Source organism: Streptococcus sp. oral taxon 071 str. 73H25AP, assembly GCF_000146755.1.
GTDB classification, from domain to species: domain Bacteria; phylum Bacillota; class Bacilli; order Lactobacillales; family Streptococcaceae; genus Streptococcus; species Streptococcus oralis_T.
Genome location: NZ_GL397254.1, coordinates 1,218,665 through 1,239,319 on the forward strand (window position 1 = coordinate 1,218,665; position 20,655 = coordinate 1,239,319).

A 20,655-nucleotide genomic window follows, 5' to 3' on the forward strand; every position below is an offset into this window, starting at 1 on the left:
AGCAATTATACCATATTTTCAAGTAAATAACATAATTCAAGCAAGTGTAAATGTTTTCACTCCGCTTTTATAGTCAAGGCAACTCTTTTCAAAGTCAGAGACTTATGATAAGATAAGCTGGTATGCGTTTAGATAGATTATTAGCCCAAGAAAAGATCAGTCGCAAGGCTATGAAACAGGCACTTCTGAAAAAAGAAATCCTAGTGGATGAGTGTCCAGCTCGCTTCCTCTCTCAAAATGTTGACACTGGATTACAGAAATTAGTCTTTCAAGGACGGCAGATTCAAGGATACGAGCACAACTACCTCATGCTTCATAAGCCAAACGGAGTCGTTACAGCTAGCAGGGATAAGAACCTACCAACCGTCATGGACCTCCTTTCACCTGACATTCAGTCTGACCAGATCTATGCTATCGGCAGATTAGACCGCGATACGACGGGACTGCTGCTTTTGACAGACAATGGACCTTTAGGATTCCAACTCCTCCATCCCCAGTACCATGTCGATAAATCCTATCAAGTGGTGGTAAACGGACCGCTCACCCCAGACCATATCCAGCGGTTTAAGGAAGGAATCGTCTTTTTAGACGGAACCACTTGTAAACCTGCAACGCTAGAAATTCTGTCCTCAAGTCCTTCCTCTAGTCAAGCCACCATCACCATTTCAGAAGGAAAATTTCATCAGGTGAAAAAAATGTTTTTCTCGGTTGGTGTCAAAGTTGTCTCTCTCAAACGAGTTCAGTTCGGTGATTTTACGTTAGATTCAGAGCTTGCAGAAGGGCAATACCGATTCTTAAACCAAGAAGAATTAGAAATTATTAAAATCTATTTAGAGATGAGTCGATAAAACAAAAAAAGCTTTATGTTTAAAGCTTTTTGTTTATTGCTTATCTTAAAATTAAAAATACTGCGACGGTTACAATCCAGTTAAGTACAGAAACCACAAGTCCTACAATATTCAGAATTTTTTCTGTTTTATAGGCTAATTGAGATTCTTTTTGATATGAAAAAGCCAAGACCAATCCTATGATCCCCAAAATCAGACCTACTATTGGAAATAGCAAACCAAGGACGATAGATAAGATACCTAAAATAAGTGAAGGTTTTTTCTTTTGTTGTGAATTCATATTATAAAATCTCCTTAAATTTATTATAAATGATGATACCTTAAGATACTAGCTTTATCTATCATTCGACAGTTTTTTAAAGAATCTTAGCTAGTCTTCACTTTCCCTTTCCAAGAATCCAACCCATAAGAAAGGATATAAATCTCAGAAAAACCTTGTTTTTTCAGATAAAGTGCTGCATTGGTCACTCGTTGTCCGCGTTGGTTTTCGTAGAGAAGGATAGGTTTATCCTTACGAAGGGCTGCAAGGCTTGACTTCAATTGACTTGAAGGAATATTGCGCGCACCAAGAATGTGTTTTCTGTGAAATTCTGCTGCATCACGGACATCAATCAACTGTCCTTTCCGAATCAAGGCTTCAAACTCTGCATTGTCCACAATCTTAGCCGCACGACGAATACGAAGGTAGTTATAACCCATCCATGCCACCATTGCCAATACGATTCCCCAAACAATCCAAATTGTCATAAGTTCTTATCTCCATTTTTCTCTATGTAGTCTAATTCTATCTTGTGCTCCCTGCGGAGAACAGCTTCCGCTTCTAGGTAATCTAGCTTGTCCATCAGACCGGCATCATAGATCCGAGAGAGTTCAAGCTTCATCAGTTCAATATCATACAAGCGCTTCCCCACATAGACAATAATGCCAAACTGTTTGAGAAATTGCTGCACATCATAGAATGTTTTCATAGCTTTCATTCTAACAGATTTTAGACTTTTTTTCAATACCAGTTTGGTGCTTTCCTCTCTTCCCTTCATCTTCTTTGCTCATTCTTCACCAAGTGTGGTACAATAAAAGCATGAGAATTCAACAATTACACTATATTATCAAAATCGTCGAAACTGGCTCTATGAATGAAGCAGCCAAGCAACTCTTTATCACCCAACCCAGTCTCTCTAATGCCGTTCGAGACTTGGAAAATGAAATGGGTATTGAAATTTTTATTCGTAATCCCAAGGGCATTACCTTGACCCGGGATGGGATGGAGTTTCTTTCCTATGCCCGTCAAGTTGTCGAGCAAACTCAGCTTCTGGAAGAACGCTATAAAAATCCTGTCGCCCACCGCGAACTTTTCAGCGTTTCCTCTCAGCACTATGCTTTTGTAGTTAATGCCTTTGTCTCCTTGCTCAAGAAAAGTGATATGGAAAAATACGAGCTCTTCCTTCGTGAAACTCGGACTTGGGAGATTATCGACGATGTCAAGAACTTTCGTAGTGAAGTCGGTGTCCTCTTTTTGAACAGTTATAACCGTGATGTTTTAACGAAAATGCTGGATGACAACCACCTCTTGGCCCACCATCTCTTTACAGCACAACCGCATATCTTTGTCAGCAAGACCAATCCTCTGGCAAAGAAAGATAAGGTTAAACTAGAAGATTTGGAGAACTTCCCTTACCTGAGCTATGACCAAGGGACTCACAACTCCTTCTACTTTTCAGAGGAGATTCTTTCACAAGAGCACCACAAGAAATCCATCGTAGTCAGTGACCGTGCTACCCTCTTTAATCTCTTGATTGGTTTGGACGGATACACGATTGCAACAGGGATTTTGAACAGCAACCTCAACGGAGACAATATCGTTTCCATTCCGCTGGACATAGATGATCCCATTGAGCTGGTCTATATCCAGCATGAAAAAACCAGCCTGTCTAAGATGGGCGAACGCTTTATCGAGTATCTACTAGAAGAAGTTCAGTTTGATAATTGATAAAAAATAAAGAGAAAAAGAAAAAGTTAGGAATAGAAAGTGAAAAAGATACTACTGACCAGTGCTTTAATCCTTTCAATCGCAGGATTAGCACCCGCATCCGTCTTAGGAGAAGAAAATACAACTCAATCCACATCTGCTGTCAAGGAATCAATTGCCAAAGAAGAAAAGAAAGAATCGAGTGTTGAGGAAAACTCTAAATCAGAAACTCTTCCGAAAGTAGATGTGCAAGAAGACAAGCCCCAAAAAGAAGGGTGGTACCAAGAAAATCAAAACTGGCGCTTTTACCAAGATGATCAACCAGCAGTGAACTGGAAACAAATCCAAGGCAAATGGTACTACTTCGATCAAGATGGTAATCGTCTTCATTCTACTATCTACAAAGGTTATGCCTTTGGCCAAGATGGGGTTATGATAGAAAATAGCTGGACCAAACTGGACAATCAATGGTACTATGCTGATTCCTCTGGACGACTAGCTCAGAACAGTTGGAAAAAAATTAACGGCTCTTGGTACTATTTTGACCAAACTGGAAGCATGCTCAGCAACACCTCCGTTGACGGCTATCTTCTCACAAAAAGCGGAGCTATGGCAGAAAAGGGTTGGATTAAATTAGACCAAAATTGGTATTATGTCACACCATCTGGCAGAATCTCGCAAGACAAGTGGGAGAAAATCAACGGTTCTTGGTACTACTTTGATAAAAACGGCGTGATGCTCAGCCAGACAACCATTGGTGCCTACCTGCTTGACAGTAGCGGGGCCATGGCAGAAAACTCTTGGGTGAAAATCAATGAAAATTGGTATTATGCTAATGAATATGGGAAATATAGCCAAGACAAATGGGAGAAAATCAATGGTTCTTGGTATGCTTTTAAACAAAATGGAGTCATGCTTTCCAATAAATGGAAAGGAAGCTACTACCTCAAAGCCAGTGGAACCATGGCGGAAAAAGAGTGGATTTTTGATAAATCCTACAATAGCTGGTTCTATCTAAAAGCGGATGGCCGTTATGCAAATCAGGAGTGGATTGGGGCATACTACCTCAAGTCTGGTGGCTATATGGCCAAGAATGAGTGGATTTACGACGACTATTACAAGGCTCGTTACTATTTGGACGATAGCGGACATTATGTTTCAGGAACCTACAAGATAGATGGAAAGGAACATTTGTTCCAAAAATACGGCCAATGGATTTCTGAAGTTTCAACTGAGGGTGGATTTGTAAAAGGTCAATACAGTAAAACTATCTTCCTAGATCCTGGACACGGTGGTCGAGATTCTGGCGCCTTCTACTACAATGTAGCCGAAAAAGATCTCAATATGCAAATCTATTGCAAACTGCGTAAGAAACTAGAAGAATTAGGTTATACTGTCCTCACATCACGTGATAGTGATATTGACGTTGATTTTGTTACCGAACGTTCTCGTATGGTTAATAAAACCAACTCTGACATCTTTATCAGTATTCACTTCAATGCAACTGGTAGCGCATACTCAAAAGCGAGCGGTATTCAAACCTACTCCTATAAAGATGAACCTGATTATCCAAGTAAGATTAATCCATACTGGCACAACCATCCTGATCGTGTGAGTGAAAGCAAACGCCTCGCTGCTGCTATCCACTCCTCTCTCCTAGCAGAAACAGGAGCCAAGGATGCTGGCTTATTGGAAAGTAGCTTTGCCGTACTACGCGAAACAGCTAAACCAGCCGTCCTACTGGAGCTTGGCTATATGGATAATTTCACTGAGAATCAACGTATTCGTGATGATCGATACCAAGATAGACTAGTCGCAGGTATTGTGAAAGGAATCCAAAAATATTACGCTGGTACATAAAAACAAAGTCTCGAGGTTTCTCGAGACTTTTTATTTATCTTCTTGTTTATCTTTATCAGGAAAGAGGTAGCCAAGCCCTACACATGTTAGAACACCGGCACCAATTACCAAACCACTTGAGATTGGTAAAATATCAAAAATAGCATTTGCAATAATAAAAGCAATGATTAGACACATAAGACTAGCCTTGTAGTCTTTTTTCAAAAGATTTTCTAGAGTGAAATAGAGGAACAATCCCACTGGAATGAGTGACCAGAGGTTGACATCCAAACTTGGCCAGCCAACAGATCCGAAATACAATACTAGCGCTGCTGCTACTAAAAATACAAGCCCCAATAATTTTTTCATTTTTTGTCTCCATTTTCTTTTTTTAGGAATTTGAGTTGTCTGGCACCAACCCTTCACGCCCCTTACAAAAATCATTATAGCAGAGGTTTTCCCCCAGAACAACCTCTTTTGCCTATCTGGTCTCTATCTCAGTCTAAGTGGTTGAATATTACCGACAACAAAAAAAGAAGCCTAATTAAGGCTTCTTGATTCTGCCGATTGTAACAGTATTTTTGAACGAATACCATCTAGTTTTTCTTTTCCTTTGACTCTAGAGAAGATTTGATTGATTCACGGTCTGCTTGTAGTTGAGCTAAGTTCTTTTCTGCTTCCTCAAGTTTGCTGGTATCTGGTTTCACACGATAATAAACCTTTTCTGGTTTCATTAACATCGATCCATACTCTTGCCCAGAAAGTAGTCTTTCCTCAGCATGATTGCTTTTATCCGTAATCTTTCCGTCATCAGCAGGTTGCATAACTACTCCACTTGGCACAGCTACTACTACAAATCCTCCAGCAACAGAATCTTTTACCCATGCACTGATAGAAGCTGTCTCAGGATTACGAATATCTTGTCCTTTTGATACCTTTAATCCAACTACAGATTCGTACTTTTGATCATTTGTAAACCAAGTCGCACGTACTTCTCCAGAATCATTGATAATGTATTCATTACCAGATTGACTACGCCAAGTACCTTCTAAACTAGACAGATCATTGTTCTTGATTGCTTCAATATCTAGTTTTGGAACGGTAGTTTCTTTCTTCAACTTGCTAACAAGTGCTTCTGCTTCCGTAATTTTGGTATCTAAAGCAGTCAGTTGATTCTTGAGTTTCTGAATTTCCTCTTGTTTATCCTTATCAGTCTCATCTGTTTTTCCTTGGCTTGTAGACGATTGACTTGTTGACTCTGTAGTTGAAACAGCAGACGATGCTTGATTTGACTCTTTCTTTCCAATCAGAGAATGCGAGAAAACACTTACTAGGATTATAGCAACCAAAATACCGAGGACTAACCCAATATAGATTTTAATGTTTATAGTTCCTCTCGCAAACTTTTTAGTTGACTGCGCCTCTGCTAATTCTGATGCAGTCGGCTTGCGGCCATTCGCCTCCTCAAATTGTTTTACCCATTCTTTCTTATTCATAATTTTCTCCTTTTTGATTTATATTCAGCCAAGCTTGCGAGACTTCATTCGTTATTATCCATGGATTTTTATAATTTTTAGAAAACCTATGCAAAAAATTCTAGAATGATTAACAGCCTATAGTCCTCTAAAACGGAACGAAAACAAGTGCTTATTAATATATATTATACCACAAAATATAAATTTTAGTTTTTATTTATAAGCAGGAGTTTCAGACGTTAAATAGAACCTATCTCAAACGTTCCACCTTTCCTATAGTTACAAAAAAAGAAGCCCGTTTGGACTTCTTGATTCTGCCGATTGCAGGGCTTGAACCTGTGACCTACGCGTTACGAGTGCGTTGCTCTACCAACTGAGCTAAATCGGCGATTACCCTTTTAGTATAGCACTCTGAGAACGATTGTCAAGAGAAAATTTCACAATTTCTTAACCCAAATCAAGCAAGGATTGCTTTTATCCCAAAGTTCAGGAAAGATTTCTAACTTACGAACCCGCACTTTCATAGGCGTCCAAACCCCTGTCCCATAGTTTCAAGGAAATGATAAAGAAGACAAGGGAAATCAGAATCAAACCACCGATATTAAAAAAGACATCCTTATCCTGCAAGAAATAGCTGGCAGGATAGTAGGCTGTAAAGGCAAAGGGGATGATAAAGCTTATCAACCAGCGAAGAAGCGAATTGTAAATAGAAATCGGATACTTAGCAAAATCATTAAACATATAGAAAATGTAAATCATGGCGCCTGACTGCTTGGTCCAAAAAGCGATACTGGCAGTCGCGATTTTCAAGGAAGTATAAATCAATGTCGCAAAAGGAATACAAACTAGGAAAAGCAGGAATTTGGGAAGAGTCCAAGCAATGCTAGATACCGTAGTCGCTAGCAAGATTCCACCGACCAATAGTTCGCCCAAGGCATCAATCTGAAAGGTCTCGACGAGGATGTGAAAGAGAGGATTGATAGGACGCGTCAGATACTTGTCAAACTCTCCCTTTCGGACTAAGCGCTGCCCCAATGCCCAGAGATTGTCAAAAAAGAGATGGTCCAGTCCCTTGGGAATCAAAGAAAATCCATAAATAAAAGCTATCTCTTGAAAGGTCCAGCCTTCTAGGGATGGAATGTGTTGAAAGATGACATTGAGAAACAAGAGGTTCAGGCCTTGGGTCAGAAAAACTCCCAGGACACCAACCACAAAATCAACCTTGTACTCCATGATTTGCTTGATGTATTGTCTGATAAAAATCAGATGCATGCGTTGATATTTTTTCATACTAACCTCCCTGAATAGTGATGAATGACTGGACTCGTTTCCAGATCAACTGAGATAAGCCAAGCATCACCAAGAGCCAGAAGAACTGTAGCAAAAGCGCCTGAAGAATCTGACTGGCATCGTATTTTCCAACAATGATCATGACCGGAGTGTAGATCAAGGATGAGAAAGGCAAGAAGGACAGAATATCTGAAACAATCTTTGGAAAGAAAGCCAAGGGAATCAAGCTTCCAGACATAAAGGCCACTATGGAAGTCTTGAGTAGATTGGAACCCCATAGATTTTTAAACACAAAGGCTGAAAATCCAAAGCAGATATTAAAGAAAAAGTTAATCAGATAAGCCAGAGTTAAGCTAAAAAGATAAAGGACAGGTAATCCCAGCACTTCTACCATCCCTTGCCCAGATAAGATTTTCATCAAGACAATCACACTCAAGAAAGGAAGTCCGACACTGACAAAAATCAACCACTTGGACCCAAGCTCGGTAAAGAGGTAAGAAGCCGCAAAATGCACTGGTCTCAACAAGCGCATGATAATGGAACCATCCTTGACCTCCTCCCCAATCATAAAGGACGAATCTGACCTAGTCAGAAGATTGGTCACAAAACTCATAATGATGTAGAGGGTGATATCTGCCATACTAAAGCCCTGAATCAAAGACTCTTGCGAAGAATCAAAGACAGCCTTCCAGAGATAAAAAGCCACAAAAGCCCCCATGACATCGCCAATCCGATAGAGAATAAAGTTGACTCGATAGGTGATCAACTCCTGAATCCCTGCATTGATAAAGGGTTTATAACGTCTCCACAATTTGACCATCTTAGAGCTCCTTTCGATAGAAGCGACGGATAATATCCTCGATATCTGTATCCATCATCTTCAAATCACGGACTTCAAAATCAGACAGGGTTTGCTTGATAATATCAGCCGACTGGTAGCGGGAACTATCGAATTCAATATTGAGGCTGTTTCCTTGTCTATCAATGGTCATATCCGAAAAACCTTCATAGTGAGAAAGGAGATGACTTTGACCTGGTACCAGTTCAAAAGAAAGAGTCTTTATCTTGCCAAAGGTCTCCTTGAGCTGGCTAACCGTTCCATCAAAAATCTCTTGCCCCTTGTCAATCATGAAAATCCGATCACAAAGTTGCTCAATGTCGCTCAGGTCGTGAGTGGTCAAGAGAATGGTTGTTTCTTCCTCTTGATTGATCTGAGTAATTGCCCGACGAATATTGTCCTTGACCGACACATCCAAACCAATGGTCGGTTCATCTAAAAAGAGAACCTTGGGATTATGAAGTAAGGAAGCCGCAATATCCGCCCGCATCCGTTGACCCAGTGAAAGAGTGCGCACGGGGTCCTTGATAAATTCCTTCAAATCCAAGACTTCATTTAAAAAGTCCATGCGCTTATGAAAGAGCGAGTCTGGCACATCGTATATCTCTTTCAAAACCGTGTAGGTCTCTTGCAGTGCCAAATCCCACCATAGCTGGGTGCGTTGTCCAAAGACAACCCCAATATCCTTGACATAGTCTTGGCGATTGTCCTGTGGAATCTTGCCATTAATCCGACAAAAACCAGATGTCGGCTTTAAAATCCCTGTCAGCATTTTGATGGTGGTTGACTTCCCAGCACCATTTGCCCCGATAAATCCTAAAATCTGCCCCTTTGGAACTTCAAAGGTCAAATCCTTGACCGCTTCAAAGATCTGCTTTTCAGGATGAATAAAGGAGCGCAAAGCCCCCTTCAACCCCGGTTCCTTAACTGTCTTCACAAAATTTTTCTGAAGATGTTCCACTTCTATCATTGCCATAAATCTCTCCCTATAGCAAGGAATAGCAACATTGTATTTATAACTACAGATATTCTAAATCCTTACTTTCTACATCTTCTCAATATTATTACAGAAGGCTTTATACCAACCTATTATAGTCCAATAAAAAATAGAATGCAAGCGTTTGCCTACAGATTATGAAATTAGAGATTTTTCTCTTAAAGTGGTATTTTTATACTCAATGAAAATCAAAGAGCAAACTAGGAAGCTAGCCGTAGGCAGTACTTGAGTACGGCAAGGCGAAGCTGACCTGCTTAGAAGAGATTTTCGAATAGTATTAGTCCAAAATTCTGGCTTAATAGTCTCCTTAAAACATAAAAAACCTGCCTAATTGGCAGGCTAGTATTAAAAATGATTTTACCTCAAATATTCAATTTAATCAACACATTCCCCATTTTCATTGACTCTATACCCGTCTATGGTAGTATTAACTGCGAGTTCTCCTGAAGAATATGAATAATACCATGTTTCGCCAACTTGGTACCAACCTGTTACCATTGATCCGTCTTCATTTAAATAATACCATTTCCCTAAATCTTGAATCCAACCTGTCGCCATAGCTCCATTATCTTTCAAGTAATACCAGACATCATTATATTGAAACCAACCTGTTACTAGGGCTCCATCTTCACTTAGATAGTACCAATGTTCATTATCTTGAATCCAACCCTTTGCTAAAGAACCGCTATTATTTAGATAGTACCAAGCACCATCATTTTGTGTCCATCCTGATTCCGATGAGTTTTGAACATCATTTATTACTTGAACTGCCTCAATAATTTCCTTCAATTCAACTCGTTTTCTATCTTTTATGACAGATTTAACTTTTTCCTCAACAAATTCTTTAGCAAAATTTCGACTGTTCTCTTTTTTCTGGAACATATTTTTTAATAAACCTTCTAAATGTTCATTAAAGACAGCTTCTTGTATTTTATTAAATTCTTCCTGAGATAAAGAAATTACCATCACAAGATCAATAAATTCTTCTTTTAATTGAGCAAACATTTCCACACGATCGTCTTCTATAAATTGATCCGCAATGAGTTTAACACCAAATTCTCCTGCAATACCACCAATAATTGCTCCTGCAGCTGCTCCAAAAGGTCCAGCAATTGCACCACCAACTGCACCTGCACCTGCAACTGCAAGCATTCCACCTCCAGCGACTGCTACATTTTTTAAGAGTTGTTGTGAGGAAATTTTTCCTACTAGGGCATTAAAGATATCTGGTGTGATAATAACAGCAAACGATATAACCGGTGCAGCTCTTCTTGCAACTACTTCAGCTGTAATTTTTTTTCCAAAATAATCATTAATTTGTTTTGTAAATATTTTTGCAAATTGCTGTGACGCAACATAGATACTCGTTCCCATAGCTAGGGTTCGTAATCCTGCTTTACCAGCCATCAATGCAGCATCCTTGGTTTCTGCTCCTGACCATTTAGCATGAGCAAAAACAATTACAAAACTAATACTTACACCAGGTAATGAATTAATAGCTCCATTAATTGCATCATATTTAAGTGATGTTAATTTTTCTGATTGTGCTATATTCTTTGCCTCATCATAGGTAATACGTCCTTTTCTGACGATATTTTTAGCCTCAGCTGGGTTAGTTACTCCTTCAACTTTTCCTTGTCTAATTTTTTCTCCAAATATTTCTAGCACTCTATCATATTGATCCTTAGGGACCTCAAGTTGCATATCTTTATATTTGTACATTCCATTATTACTAGAATCAAATGCCGCATTTACACTCTCCCTTGCATCTTTATAATATTTGGTTTGGATTAATTGATTCCCAACTCTTCTATCCGCTCCATTTAACTCATTTCCTTGCCCCACCAGTTCCACTTTTTTAAAAGGATATCTTAGTTTATCAATTGTATTGTTGGCATACTCAGCCGCAAAGCCATGTCCTCCCTTATCATTGTTAACAATACGATTTAATTGAATATCTTTAAATACTGTACGAGTTTTTAAAAGAATCCAAGAAACAACTCCTATTTCAGTTCCTCTTCTAAAGGTAGTTGAATTAACATTCTTTTTACCAATTTTCAATAACTGTGAGTTTAAATTTTCAACTTGTACATCATTTGTATAACCAGAGGCAATTAATTCATTCAATTCTCTAACAACATAGTTCAAACTATTCGAGACATTCAAACGTTTAATAATCCCATATGGATAGTAAAATGCTAACTGTTCATTATCATCTACCTCTACTTTCCATAAATTAGAAAATGGAAAAAATTGTACATTACACCTTTCTTGATCCATGATTTGCATTTTTTCGAAAATTCCATACTGGGTCAAGAGTAAACCATATTCTTTGAAATCTTCTTCCTTTAAACTTCTAACCGGAGAATAACCAAAATATTCAAATTCAGTATTAGAGAATTCATTATAAAATTCTTTTTCTGACTCAATAAACCACTTAGCCCGTCCATAAGGTACTGACTCACCATAATAATCAAATCCATTCTGTGCAATAGACCTAAACACTCGTCTAACACTATCCTCACTGTGAGTATGAATCTCTTTAATTTTTCTTTTCCAAAAAAAATACTGAAAAAAACTTACGATATTATCTTTCATCTCTAACCTAAACTCCAATAATTTTAATATACTAAAACTAGCTAGTAACTTTATCAAATTTTAAAACTATATAGTACCACACATTAAAAGTCGAAATTTATAAAAAAACTTGATATTTACCTTTAAGCTAAATTAATTATATCAAAGGCATAATACAAAGTCTATATCATTTATTTTTACCACACAAAAAACCCACCCAATGGGCAGGTTCTGTATGTATTGTTCAGCTAGATTAAGCTTTACCTTCTGAACCGAATACGTCGATACGTTCTTCAACAGCTTCTGTAATTGCTTCGAAACCTGGTTTCAAGAATTTACGTGGGTCAAAGAGTTTCTTCTTATCGTATTCTGCTTCGTTTGCTTCGTATTCAGCAACAAATTTACGAGTTGCGTTAGCAAATGCGATTTGGCATTCAGTATTAACGTTAACTTTCGCAACACCAAGTTTGATAGCTGCTTGGATTTGGTCATCAGGAATACCTGAACCACCATGCAATACGATTGGGAAGCCTGGAACTGCTTCTGTCAATTTTTGCAAGTGATCAAGGTGAAGACCTTTCCAGTTTGCTGGGTAAGGACCGTGGATGTTACCGATACCAGCTGCCAAGAAGTCAATACCAGTTGCAACCATTGCTTTAGCATCTTCAATTGGAGCCAATTCGCCATCACCAATGATTCCGTCTTCTTCACCACCGATAGTACCAACTTCAGCTTCTACTGATACGCCGTTTGCATGGGCAAATTCTACAACTTTACGAGCTTTTTCAAGGTTTTCTTCAACTGGAAGGTGTGAACCGTCAAACATAACTGAAGTATAACCAACTCGGATACATTCAAGTGCATCTTCATAATGACCATGGTCAAGGTGAATAGCAACTGGTACAGTAATTCCCATTGATTCTACAAGGTTTTCGATGAGAAGTTTACATACTTTGTAACCGCCCATGTATTTCGCAGCACCCATAGAAGTTTGGATCAAAACTGGAGCTTTTTTAGCTTCTGCTGCACGCAAGATAGCTTGAGTCCACTCAAGATTGTTTGTGTTAAATCCACCAACTGCATAACCGTTGTCACGAGCTGCTTGGACAAATTTTTCTGCTGAAACGATTGCCATTTGTCAGGCCTCCTATATATTTTTTGGGACATCCCATTTACATTGTTCATTTTATCACTTTTTGACAAAAAAAGCTAGTTTTTCCCATGCTTTAGATTGAATTTCTTATAGCTCAATATATGCAAACCCTTTCTTCTCTTAATCTTGGGCTATTTTAGGATAAGACATGAAGAAGGTCAAACGATCATCTTGCATCTCAAAATGATAAGATAATTTCTCGTGTTCTAATAAACTTTTGACCACAAAGAGTCCCATTCCTGAACCCTTGGCCTTGCGACTAGCATTGCCAGAAAAAGACTGGGCCAATTTTTCTTGTTCTTCTGGACTACAGCTATTCTCGATATAGATGTCCCCTTCTCTCTCTCCGATACGAACCAAGCCCCCTGGAATGGAGTGCTTGATAGCATTGCTGATGATATTAGATAGGATCAGTTTCATCACAGATGGGTTTATGTAAGCCTGCTGATGGGTCAGGCTAATCTCTATCTGAACTTTTCTTTCCTTAGCTAACAAAGCATAATCCTTAACCAGAGTTTGCGTCATCTGGAGTAGGTCAATGTTCTCCTTCTCCTCTCGTAATTCTTGAACAGAAGAAAGAGAAAGTATCTGAAGAACGTGGTGACTGAGGTCATCCACAATCCCCAAAGCTACTCCCAGATAGTGGTCCCTATCCTTGTAACGACCGATATTCTCTTTCATATTTTCGATTAGGATTTTCAAACTAGCCAGAGGTGTTTTCAATTCATGAGAGGCCCCTCGTAAGAACTCGACCTTCATCTTTTCCAGCTGGAGAATGGCTTCATTTTTCTCATGCAAATCGGCAATAACTGTTAAGAGATGCTGGTAAAGGCTATTGATTTGTTCCTTGAGATCACCAATCTCATCCTTGGAATCCACGCGCAATCGCACTTGAGCATCCAGATCCATCATCCGACGGGTTACCCGCTTGATTTCCAAAATCGGGGCAACAATGGTTCGAGCGTAGATGTAGGCTACCAAGAGGGAAATCAAAAACGATGCCAGCAAGGTATAGGGAAGAAACTGGAGGCTAATTTGCTCTGCTTCCTTTTGCAAATCCATCGAAGCTAGAAATTGCAGAGTCATGGTGCTACCATCTTGCGTTTTCACCTCACGCTCCTCGATAAAGAGAGAGGTAGTCTGGCGGTCTGTATCCAGAGGAAGACTGTCCTTGACTTCTAACTTGTCCTCGGTCATCTCTCCCTTGACGGCCCCCTTGATATCACTAGTCTGGGAATACAATTCTAACACTTGCTCGATACTTTGCCTATCCTTTCCTTCTAGGGACTGGGAAATGGCTGTCGCTTTCTGACCAATGGTTTCCTGACGATGGCTCAGATAAGTCGAAGGAAAAAGAAAATAAATAGCTAAATGAAGGCAAATAACCAGAACACTAAAAATTGAGAAGGTATAGATAAATATCTTTGTAAATAAACCTGTTCGTTTCATTTTCGCTCCAATTTATAACCAACATTGCGCACAGTGAGGATACAATCCAAGTCTAGCTTTTTCCGTAGTTCCTTGATATAAACATCAATAACACGGTCAAAGGGAACCTCATCTGTCACCTTCCAAACGGCATCGATTATCTGAGATCGAGTCAAAGCCCGTCCTTCATTTTTTACCAGATAGTCCAAAATTTCCAACTCTTTGGCATTGATGGCTATTTCTTGACCTGCTATGCTTGCACTATAGCTCTCAAAATCCACCTTGGTATCCTTATAGGAGAAGATTCGTCCCGTATCGTAGTAGCGCTTGAAAATCGCGTCTACCCTCACTTTTAAGAGGGAGAGGGAGAAGGGTTTTTCCAGATAGCCATCTGCTAGCGAAGCAAAAGCACTCATCTTATATTCCTCATCCTGAAAGGCAGTCAGCATCAAGACAGGAACCTGACTGGTCTTACGAATCTCAGCTAGGACTTCTAAACCATTGAGCTTGGGCATCTGGATATCCAGTAAAACCAAGGCTACTTCATAGCTGGAAAATTGTTCTAGGGCTTCCTCGCCGTCCGCTGCCTGAATGGTTTCATAGCCACAATCCGCCAAATAGTCACTGATCCCCTCACGGATCATCTCCTCATCTTCTACAATTAAAATTTTCATAGAAAAAAACGTTTCACATTCCTTTAAATTTCTTGTTAATCTTTCTATTTTGCCTTGATAAGACCTCTTCCTATCAAGGCAAAATAGATAAAAATGCTACCTATATTATACCCCATTTAGGGGAGAATAGGTAGCAAGTTTTTTATTCACTATCGAGCAAGAGCTCTTTTGGTTGTTTTCTAAGGAGATTGCTTGAAGCAAGCGCCATAACAAGAACGACTAGAACCAAGGCAAGGACAAAGACGATGATAAAGTCTGATGTCTGAATGGAAATGTCTAGATTCGACAAGGTCTTGCTAAAGCCATCTACTTCTGCACCACCACCAAGATTAGAGGCTTGAGCAGCCTTGCTGGCTTGCTTGGCAACACCTGAAGTGACATTGGCAAGAACAGTATTTCCGATTGCACGGGCTGTATAGTTGGCTAGGAAGTAAGCAGAAACAAGAGCAGGGATGGCAATCAGGATAGATTCGGTGATGAATTGTCCCAAGATACTTGCCTGCTTGAGACCGATAGAGAGGAGAATTCCCACTTCCTTGCGACGGGCGTTGATCCAAAGACTAAGCAAGAGTGCAAGGAGAAGGACTGAGAAGCTCAAGCTACCCCAGAAGAGGAGATTGGCCATCTTGTACATACCAGAGATGGATTGCTCTAGAGCTGGGTAGTTAGAGGAGCTCTTCACAAGTGTGTAGCTCTTCCAGTTGATACCACTTATACCATTCAACTCTTTCATGACGTCATCCAAGTTCTTGTCTGCTGTTACAAAGAAGGTTGCGTCCCCATAAATAGCTGTGTCTTCTGTGTATCCATAAAGTTTTGCAGCAGTGTGAATGTCTGTGATAGCTGTGTTTTCGTAGAGCTCTTGTGAGTAGGTTACTGCCGACTTATTGTGACCATCAAAGAGTCCCTTGATTGTCACTTCGACTGTTTCCTTGGCACCTTTTTCATTGTCTGCATCGTAGATATTGGAGTCTAGTTTGACCTTATCTCCGACTTTCCAGCCGTGTTTAGCAGCCAAGTCCTTGTGCATGAGGATCTTGTCTTTGTCGTCGTTGGTTAGGTGCTCACCTTCAACCAGCTTATATGAGCCAGAGACAAACTTATCTTCTTTTGAGGAGTCATTAACACCTGTAATCATCAAACTGCTTCCAAACCGTTTGGCACGGTCTGCAGTGAGATTTTTCTTGGTTTCTGGCGTTTCAATCAGGTCATATCCAGTCAAATCTCCGATAGCATTGATGCGTTTAACATAAGACTCGATGGCCTTGTTTTCGGTGATTTTTTTGATATCCTCACCCTTGATATTCCCAGAACCACGTGGCGTTCCTTGATTAACGCGACGATTGATTTGCATGGAGAAGCTATTGGTGATATTTTTAAAGGTCTCCTGAGAAGCCTTGGCTGTAGCTCCCTTGATCGACAAGCCGACCAAACTCAAGCTCGCCATGAGGAGAATAATCAGGAAGATAACAATCGATTTGAAAAACTTCCTTGTAACATAGGCAAATGCGTTGTGTAACATAGGTTCCCTTTCTAGATTTGATTTAATAATTCTATCAAAACAAGCTCATCTTATTTAGTAGTGTTGCGAGTTTCAGTCAGTTTCTTATTCTTCAATTCAAGTGTAATATCTGACGCTTGTGCCACTTCCTTACTGTGGGTGACGACAATCACACATTTACCTGTTTTCTCAGCAAGTGACTTGAGCAGTTCGATAATATCTCCAGCAGTTTTAGGGTCCAGATTTCCTGTTGGCTCATCAGCTAGAATAACTGGAGCTTCTGAGACCAAACTGCGAGCAATAGCAACACGTTGCTGTTGACCACCTGATAACTGGAGAACGTTCCGCTTGATCTGACTTTCATCCAAACCAAGTTCAAGAAGTGTATCCTTGCTTGCTTTTTTGTTGACCAAGCGGATATTTTCCAGCGGAGAAAGATAATCTATCAAGTTATAATTTTGAAAGACCAGGGAAATATGGTGCATGCGATGATAGGAATATCCCTTATTCCGAATGTCCTCTCCTTGGAAAAGGATAGAACCTTCAACAGGACTATCTAGACCAGCCAGTAGGGACAAGAGAGTGGATTTTCCTGCTCCTGACTCACCAATGATACTATAAAACTTTCCGGGTTCAAAATTATACTTGATCTGATATAAAACTGCCTCAGCAGTGTTCTTATAACGGTAGGTAACATCTTGCAATTGTAATAAAGTCATGATTTCTCCTTCTTAACTAATAGATGATAAAATTTCTTTCGGCGATTTTCTAAATAAGAATAGGAAACAAAGGGCTACAGACAAGCAACCAATCAGTAGCAGAAAGACATAGGATTCTGCAAAGGATAGGAGACTGGTTGATAGACTGCTTGCTTTAGCTAGCGTATCTTGTAAGGTTGCCTGATCTCCACTCGCTAGTACAGTTTGTAGCAGATAGGATGTAATGGCTTTCCCAGCAATAAAGGATGGAAGCAAAGCTCCAAGAGATACCAACACCACCTCTAAACAGAACTGTAGGAAGATTGAGCTCTTGCCTTTTCCAAGTGCCAGTAAAATCCCTACTTCGTAGACCCTTTCTCTCAACCAGAGAGACAAGACCAAAATTAAGGATCCAGCTCCAGCTATCAACATCCCATAAAGGAAGATAGTGAGGAAGGTTTGGAAGGTTGCAACTGAGTCTTTGATCTGTTCAAAGGCCTTGTTTTCCTTTTCGACTTGATAGCCTTGATTTTCCAAGGCCAAGTTTTCCACCTGCTTCATGAGTCCGTCCATTTCCTTAGGATTTTCTACATAGAAGCGCGCTGCACTAACTTGAGGTTCACTATTTCCCAAAAGGGTTTGGCTACTTTCATAGTCTGTAAAGACTTGGTTTTCACTGAAGTCAGAAGACAAGCCTGTGAATTTCTCTTGTTTTTTACCAGAAAAGATGCCGACAATTTCAAACTCAACTGTTTGCCCTTTCCCAGCTTCGGATTGACCAGCATCCAAGCGAATCTTGTCATGAAGCGAAAGACCGTTCTTCTTAGCCAACTCTTCGTGGATAAGGATTTTCTTGGAATCCCCTTTTTGAAGGTGTCGGCCTTCCTTTAGATTGAAAGCCGAACTGGTAAAGGTGACATCCTTGGATGAATCCTCAAGAGCCGTTAAGCTAACCAAGTTCTTGTCCGCAGCTGACAAGTCATCACGTTCGACGCTCTGCTCACCACTCACTGCTTCCTTGTCTTTTAGTTTTGCGACCGTCTCGAGTTCAGGAGAGACATTCTCCAGCCCCTTAATCTTGCTAACGGATGCGAGGTCCGATAACTTGAAGGTCTGACCATTCTCTATCTTCTTAATAGAAAAAGAGGTATTGAGAGATTTGTAAAGATTCGTTTCTACTGTTTTGTTGGACTTCATCAGAGTCAAACAGGCTGAAATTCCTGCTAAAAGGACAAATAAAATCAGAAATAAAATAAAACTTCTCAGTCGTTTTCTGCTGACATAAGCCCAAGCTCTTTGAATTGGATTCATTTGTCACCTCCATATTTGTAAGACTATTATAAAATCCAAATATGAAATGTTTATGAAATCGAAAACAATTTTTGATTTATCTTTTTTTAAAAAAACAAAAAGCTAGCATCCGCTAACTTTCCTTCTTATATAGATAAACTATAGATAAATAATTTACTAATCTAAAATCCACACCATTCTATAAATGTCGGGCATCATCTTTCAACTAAGTATTTTTTAATTTCTTCGGCTTTTAATTTCCTGGCTTGTGTTTGAGGAAATTCTTGATAAGGAAAATGGAGAAAATCGATTCAACTATTCTGATGATAGTTCTTGATGCCAATATTTTTCGATATACGAAACGTGGCCTCTAGTCTTCTTTGTAAAAACAAAAAGAGCTAGCCAAAGCTAACTCTTACCCTATGCGGAGAGAGGGACTTGAACCCTCACGACCTAAAGCGGTCACAGGATCCTTAGTCCTGCGCGTCTGCCAATTCCGCCATCCCCGCGTCGATTACTTTACTAGTATATCAACTTTCAAAATCTTTGTCAACACTTTTTTCAGATTTTTTTCATTTTTCCAAGGGAATTATTCTTGGATTTCAGCCAAATTTTCATCCAGCAACTTGGCTCCCAGAGTGTTCTTAAAATGACCAAGAGCAAACTGATGATTTTCTGGCCAAATAGAGGCAACTGCAGGCTTGACAATCTCGATTTGATAACCTAAATTATAGGCATCAATAGCCGTATGAAGAACACAAATGTCAGTCAGGACTCCAGTTAGGATGACTGTATCTACACGACGTTCCCGCAAACGGATATCTAGGTCCGTTCCTGAAAATGCTGAATAGTGACGCTTGTCCATCCAAAAGACACGGCTATCCCCCTCATGTTCAGCATAAAAGTCAGCTAGGGGACCATAGAGGTTACGACCACTAGTTCCGATGATGTTGTGCGGTGGAAAGAGCTTACTTTCTGGGTGGAATGTATCCTTCTCTTCATGAGCATCAATGGTGAAAAAGACATAGTCTCCACGATCAAAAGCTAATCTGGTTACTCGATTAATTGCCTCTGATATGGCTTGAGCAGGTGCTCCTGCAGTCAGCTTTCCATGGTCTGCTACGAAATCCTCTGTATAGTCAATCGAGATTAAAGCCTTTGCCATTAGTAGTCCCTCTTTTTCACTTCCTCAAAAATATCACCAATTAAAACTTTGAGATAAGTCCCCTTCATTCCGAGTGAACGGCTCTCAATAATTCCTGCTGACTCCAGTTTACGAAGCGCATTGACAATCACAGAACGCGTGATTCCAATACGATCTGCAATAACTGATGCAGTCAGCTGCCCTTCATTTCCATCCAACTCAGCTAAAATAGCTGATACGGCACGAAGTTCTGAATAGGAAAGGGTATTAACCGCCATGGTAACAGCAGTACGACGGCGAATATTTTTCTCATCCTCTTCACGTTGGAAGTTCAGCAGTTGAATCCCTACCACCGTGCTCGCAATCTCAACAAGAATCAAATCTTCATCTTCAAATTTCTTATCATTGCGCCAAATGATCAACGAACCTAGGCGAATCCCTGATACATGAATCGGAGCAATGGTCGTCAAACCATCTGGAAAATCTGCACGGCTCTCTACAGGGAAAATGGTCAAATCATGTTCAACAGGAAGGTTGGCTTCCGTATCATAGATCATGTTTGCACCTTGAATATAATCATCTGGAAAAATCTTAGTTTGAAAAAACTGCTCTACACGATCTGTATTCGTTTTATAACGCATGAAGTAGCCTAAAAGGCGTCCCTTGCTATTCACAATACAAGCGTTACAATCAATAATATCTGCCAACTGGCGTGTAATCGCATTGTAAGGAAGTTCATCTTGAAGTTGCTCCTCTGAGCGTTTCAAAATAGAAGTAATTTTTCTTGTTTTTTCTAATAAGTGTGCCATTTTTTACCTCGCATTTAATCGCTACCATTATAACATAAAGAGCGTGAATTTTCAATTATTATCTGAAAATTGCTTATTTAATTGCAATTTTGAACAGCAAAAATATTTTAGAAAAAAGCGATTTTTTT

The 20,655-nt window shown here is 39.7% G+C and carries 20 protein-coding genes, 2 tRNA genes and 1 pseudogene; 3 read left to right on the forward strand and 20 right to left on the reverse strand.

Going from position 1 to position 20,655, the window contains the following annotated elements; genetic code table 11:
* Positions 1–122: 122 nt before the first annotated feature.
* Positions 123–848, forward strand: coding sequence for a 16S rRNA pseudouridine(516) synthase (locus HMPREF9189_RS08240; protein ID WP_001235071.1), 726 nt, complete (start codon positions 123–125; stop codon positions 846–848).
* 40 nt (positions 849–888) lie between these two features.
* Here the strand turns inward: HMPREF9189_RS08240 and HMPREF9189_RS08245 are convergent, their stop codons facing one another.
* The 3 genes from HMPREF9189_RS08245 to HMPREF9189_RS08255 all read right to left on the reverse strand — a co-directional run bounded on the left by HMPREF9189_RS08245 (position 889) and on the right by HMPREF9189_RS08255 (position 1,885).
* Positions 889–1,128 carry a hypothetical protein gene (locus HMPREF9189_RS08245; RefSeq protein WP_001088137.1) on the reverse strand — a complete coding sequence of 80 codons (240 nt, stop codon included), beginning with the start codon at positions 1,126–1,128 and terminating at the stop codon, positions 889–891.
* Between the two features lie 86 nt (positions 1,129–1,214).
* The gene (locus HMPREF9189_RS08250) at positions 1,215–1,595 is read right to left on the reverse strand and encodes a rhodanese-like domain-containing protein (protein ID WP_000158122.1); all 381 of its coding nucleotides are present in this window, start codon (positions 1,593–1,595) and stop codon (positions 1,215–1,217) included.
* The gene (locus HMPREF9189_RS08255) at positions 1,592–1,885 is read right to left on the reverse strand and encodes a YqgQ family protein (protein WP_000678349.1); all 294 of its coding nucleotides are present in this window, start codon (positions 1,883–1,885) and stop codon (positions 1,592–1,594) included. Before HMPREF9189_RS08255 ends, HMPREF9189_RS08250 begins: the two co-directional genes overlap by 4 nt.
* A 41-nt stretch (positions 1,886–1,926) precedes the next feature.
* Here HMPREF9189_RS08255 and HMPREF9189_RS08260 point away from each other — a divergent pair, with 41 nt between their 5' ends.
* Positions 1,927–2,835, forward strand: coding sequence for a LysR family transcriptional regulator (locus HMPREF9189_RS08260; RefSeq protein ID WP_001222588.1), 909 nt, complete (start codon positions 1,927–1,929; stop codon positions 2,833–2,835).
* A gap of 39 nt (positions 2,836–2,874) precedes the next feature.
* Complete coding sequence (locus HMPREF9189_RS08265; protein WP_000722527.1) at positions 2,875–4,674, forward strand: N-acetylmuramoyl-L-alanine amidase; 1,800 nt, start codon at positions 2,875–2,877, stop codon at positions 4,672–4,674.
* A 30-nt stretch (positions 4,675–4,704) separates the two neighbouring features.
* Here HMPREF9189_RS08265 and HMPREF9189_RS08270 read toward each other — a convergent pair whose 3' ends face one another.
* The 17 genes and pseudogenes from HMPREF9189_RS08270 to codY all read right to left on the reverse strand — a co-directional run bounded on the left by HMPREF9189_RS08270 (position 4,705) and on the right by codY (position 20,527).
* Positions 4,705–5,022: a hypothetical protein gene (locus HMPREF9189_RS08270; protein ID WP_000734664.1), complete on the reverse strand. Its 318-nt coding sequence runs from the start codon at positions 5,020–5,022 to the stop codon at positions 4,705–4,707.
* A 227-nt stretch (positions 5,023–5,249) separates the two neighbouring features.
* Positions 5,250–6,149 (reverse strand): DUF6287 domain-containing protein, encoded by a 900-nt coding sequence (locus HMPREF9189_RS08275; protein ID WP_001034433.1) that lies wholly within the window; start codon positions 6,147–6,149, stop codon positions 5,250–5,252.
* Positions 6,150–6,443: 294 nt separating this feature from the next.
* A tRNA-Thr gene (locus tag HMPREF9189_RS08280) sits at positions 6,444–6,516 on the reverse strand.
* 49 nt (positions 6,517–6,565) lie between these two features.
* Positions 6,566–6,637: pseudogene (locus tag HMPREF9189_RS12320) on the reverse strand (GNAT family N-acetyltransferase); the annotation flags it as partial.
* Positions 6,633–7,418 (reverse strand): ABC transporter permease, encoded by a 786-nt coding sequence (locus tag HMPREF9189_RS08285; RefSeq protein WP_000760728.1) that lies wholly within the window; start codon positions 7,416–7,418, stop codon positions 6,633–6,635. The gene HMPREF9189_RS08285 and the pseudogene HMPREF9189_RS12320, both read right to left, overlap by 5 nt.
* Position 7,419: 1 nt before the next feature.
* Positions 7,420–8,238 (reverse strand): ABC-2 family transporter protein, encoded by an 819-nt coding sequence (locus HMPREF9189_RS08290; protein WP_000240151.1) that lies wholly within the window; start codon positions 8,236–8,238, stop codon positions 7,420–7,422.
* Position 8,239: 1 nt separating this feature from the next.
* Positions 8,240–9,232 carry an ATP-binding cassette domain-containing protein gene (locus tag HMPREF9189_RS08295; RefSeq protein ID WP_001240782.1) on the reverse strand — a complete coding sequence of 331 codons (993 nt, stop codon included), beginning with the start codon at positions 9,230–9,232 and terminating at the stop codon, positions 8,240–8,242.
* Positions 9,233–9,628: 396 nt separating this feature from the next.
* Positions 9,629–11,851: an N-acetylmuramoyl-L-alanine amidase family protein gene (locus HMPREF9189_RS12640; protein ID WP_000654315.1), complete on the reverse strand. Its 2,223-nt coding sequence runs from the start codon at positions 11,849–11,851 to the stop codon at positions 9,629–9,631.
* 232 nt (positions 11,852–12,083) lie between these two features.
* Positions 12,084–12,965: a class II fructose-bisphosphate aldolase gene (locus tag HMPREF9189_RS08305; RefSeq protein WP_001019007.1), complete on the reverse strand. Its 882-nt coding sequence runs from the start codon at positions 12,963–12,965 to the stop codon at positions 12,084–12,086.
* A 138-nt stretch (positions 12,966–13,103) separates the two neighbouring features.
* A complete protein-coding gene (vncS, locus tag HMPREF9189_RS08310) occupies positions 13,104–14,432 on the reverse strand; it encodes a sensor histidine kinase VncS (RefSeq protein ID WP_000831383.1) in 1,329 nt (442 codons plus the stop codon).
* Positions 14,429–15,085 carry a response regulator transcription factor VncR gene (gene vncR / locus HMPREF9189_RS08315; RefSeq protein WP_000697932.1) on the reverse strand — a complete coding sequence of 219 codons (657 nt, stop codon included), beginning with the start codon at positions 15,083–15,085 and terminating at the stop codon, positions 14,429–14,431. The genes vncS and vncR overlap by 4 nt, the downstream gene beginning before the upstream one ends.
* A gap of 142 nt (positions 15,086–15,227) precedes the next feature.
* A complete protein-coding gene (vex3, locus tag HMPREF9189_RS08320; protein WP_000903001.1) occupies positions 15,228–16,607 on the reverse strand; it encodes an ABC transporter permease subunit Vex3 in 1,380 nt (459 codons plus the stop codon).
* Positions 16,608–16,657: 50 nt separating this feature from the next.
* On the reverse strand, positions 16,658–17,305 hold the full coding sequence (gene vex2 / locus HMPREF9189_RS08325; RefSeq protein ID WP_000173736.1) for an ABC transporter ATP-binding subunit Vex2: 648 nt from the start codon (positions 17,303–17,305) through the stop codon (positions 16,658–16,660).
* Positions 17,306–17,317: 12 nt separating this feature from the next.
* Entirely contained in the window at positions 17,318–18,595 is a 1,278-nt protein-coding gene (locus HMPREF9189_RS08330) for an ABC transporter permease (RefSeq protein WP_001068263.1), read from the reverse strand.
* Between the two features lie 402 nt (positions 18,596–18,997).
* Positions 18,998–19,083 (reverse strand) — tRNA-Leu (locus HMPREF9189_RS08335).
* Positions 19,084–19,163: 80 nt separating this feature from the next.
* Positions 19,164–19,739 (reverse strand): cysteine hydrolase family protein, encoded by a 576-nt coding sequence (locus tag HMPREF9189_RS08340; protein ID WP_001029644.1) that lies wholly within the window; start codon positions 19,737–19,739, stop codon positions 19,164–19,166.
* Positions 19,739–20,527, reverse strand: a complete 789-nt coding sequence (gene codY, locus HMPREF9189_RS08345) for a GTP-sensing pleiotropic transcriptional regulator CodY (RefSeq protein ID WP_000940727.1) — start codon at positions 20,525–20,527, stop codon at positions 19,739–19,741. Before codY ends, HMPREF9189_RS08340 begins: the two co-directional genes overlap by 1 nt.
* Positions 20,528–20,655: the final 128 nt, after the last annotated feature.